The organism is Rhodococcus sp. R1101 (genome assembly GCF_000278445.1).
Classification (GTDB): Bacteria; Actinomycetota; Actinomycetes; order Mycobacteriales; family Mycobacteriaceae; genus Rhodococcus; species Rhodococcus gordoniae.
Map to the genome: position 1 here is coordinate 1 of NZ_AJVB01000590.1, position 2,077 is coordinate 2,077.

General features: G+C 69.7%; 1 protein-coding gene. It reads right to left on the reverse strand.

The features are described from left to right. Window positions 1–2,077, reverse strand: a 2,077-nt coding sequence (locus R1101_RS0122025) for a non-ribosomal peptide synthetase (protein WP_016935397.1), incomplete at both ends; no start/stop codon positions are given.

Genomic DNA, 2,077 nt, shown 5'->3' on the forward strand with positions numbered 1-2,077 from the left:
ACCGTCGGCGACCTTGGTGAACTTGGGAACCATCAGCACGGTCGACGCCTCGACGTCCTTGCCGATGTCGGCGCCGAGCAGCCGGAGCCAGATCGGGGTCAGCATCGACGCGTAGAGCGGGAAGAGGAAGGTGCGCGACGAATCCATGAGGCGCTCGGTGAACCACACCTGCCAGCCCACGCGGCTGCGCACCGGATGCCAGCCTTCCGTCATGCCGATCGCGAGCAGGCGCACCGAGAGCAGGGTGAGCAGGGCGAAGACGAACATCGTCAGCAGTGCCGCGACGGGGAGCATCGCCAGGGAATGCACCACGGCGTCGGAGACGGTGGGGGTGTCGTGCACCCACCACACGAGCAGCGCGACGCCCGCGGCGATCGACACGATGGGCAGGCCGCCGAGCAGGATCGACGACAGGGCGTAGACCGGAACCCATCTGTTACCCCGCGGCGGTGTCCCGGCGGGCCAGGGCCGGTCGGCCTTGCCGACCTTGCGCGCAGGCGATCCTGCCCAGCTCTGCCCGGCCTTCACTCGGCCGAACACGGCCGATCCTGCTTCCACCTCCGCGTTCTTACCGATACGCGCACCCGGGGCGAGGAACGACCGGGCGCCGACAGTGGCACCGGCACCGATCCTGATACTCCCGATGTGGACGACGTCGCCGTCCACCCAGTAGCCGCCGAGATCCACTTCCGGCTCGACGGAACATCCGTCGCCGAGCTCGAGGAGACCGGTGACCGGCGGAAGGCTGTGCAGGTCGACGCCACGTCCGACCTTCGCTCCCAGGGCACGCGCGTACTGCCGCATCCAGGGAGCACTGGAGATGTTCGTCGCGTTCACGGCCTCGGACAACCGCAGGGCCGTCCACAGCCTGAGGTGGACACCGCCTCCGCGGGGGTAGCTCCCCGCCTTCACACCGCGCAGCAGCAGACGTGAACCGGCGACGGAGATCGCCATACGCCCGACGGGAGAAAGGAACAGCAGGACACCGAGCGCGACCCACCACCACGACAGGGTGACGGTCCACGGCACGTCGACGACGAGCGCGATGACGTTGTTCAGTATCGCCAGCCAGGTCACCCACTGCAGTCCGGTGAGGGTGGTGAGGACGCCGGTCGCCGCGATCTGGGCGAACTGGGCGAGGCGGGGCACCGGGGTGACCTCTCGTGGTGCCGCAGCTTCCGTCGGTGCGAGTTCGTCGAGATGGACCGCGAGCGATCCGAGCCGGGGATGGTCGTACAGCTCCGCGACCGTCATCTCCGGATACCTGCTGCGCAGCGCCGTCACGAGCTGTGCCGCTGCGAGGGAGCCACCGCCGAGTTCGAAGAAGTCGTCGTCGACGCCCTCGATCCGGGCACCGAGGATGTCGGTCCACAATTCGGCGACCCATTCGGCGGTGGGATCGAGTCCGAGCGCCTCCACCGAGTCGGCGTCGGCGCCCGGCAGCGGCCACGGCAGGGCGTTGCGGTCGACCTTGCCGGATGTGCGGGTGGGGAGTTCGTCGACGAGCGCGAGTCGCGGAACGAGCGCGGCGGGGAGTTGCTCGGACAGCAGGTCGTGGGCGGACGCGATGTCGAAGTCCGGATCGGTGGAGGCGATGTACCCCACGAGGATCGGGTGTCCCGCAGCGGTCCTGCGCACCGCGCACGCACCGCCGGCCACGCCGGGCAGGTTCTGCAGCGCGTTGTCGACCTCGCCGAGTTCGATGCGGCGGCCACCGATCTTGACCTGGTCGTCGGCGCGCCCCTGGAACAGCAGTCCCTCGCGGTCGAGGGTGACGAGATCGCCGCTGCGATAGGCGCGCTCCCAGCCGAGTGTGGGCATCGGAGCGTACTTCTCGGCATCCTTCGCCGGATCGAGATAGCGCGCGAGGCCGACACCGCCGATGACGAGTTCGCCGGTCGCGCCCTCCTCGACGGGGTTGCCGGCGGCGTCCACCACGGCGAGATCCCAGCCGTCGAGCGGCAGCCCGATGCGGACCGGTCCGGTGCCGTCCATCAGCGAGGCGCAGGCGACGACCGTGGCCTCGGTGGGGCCGTAGGTGTTCCACACCTCCCGTCCCGGAACGGCGAGACGCTCC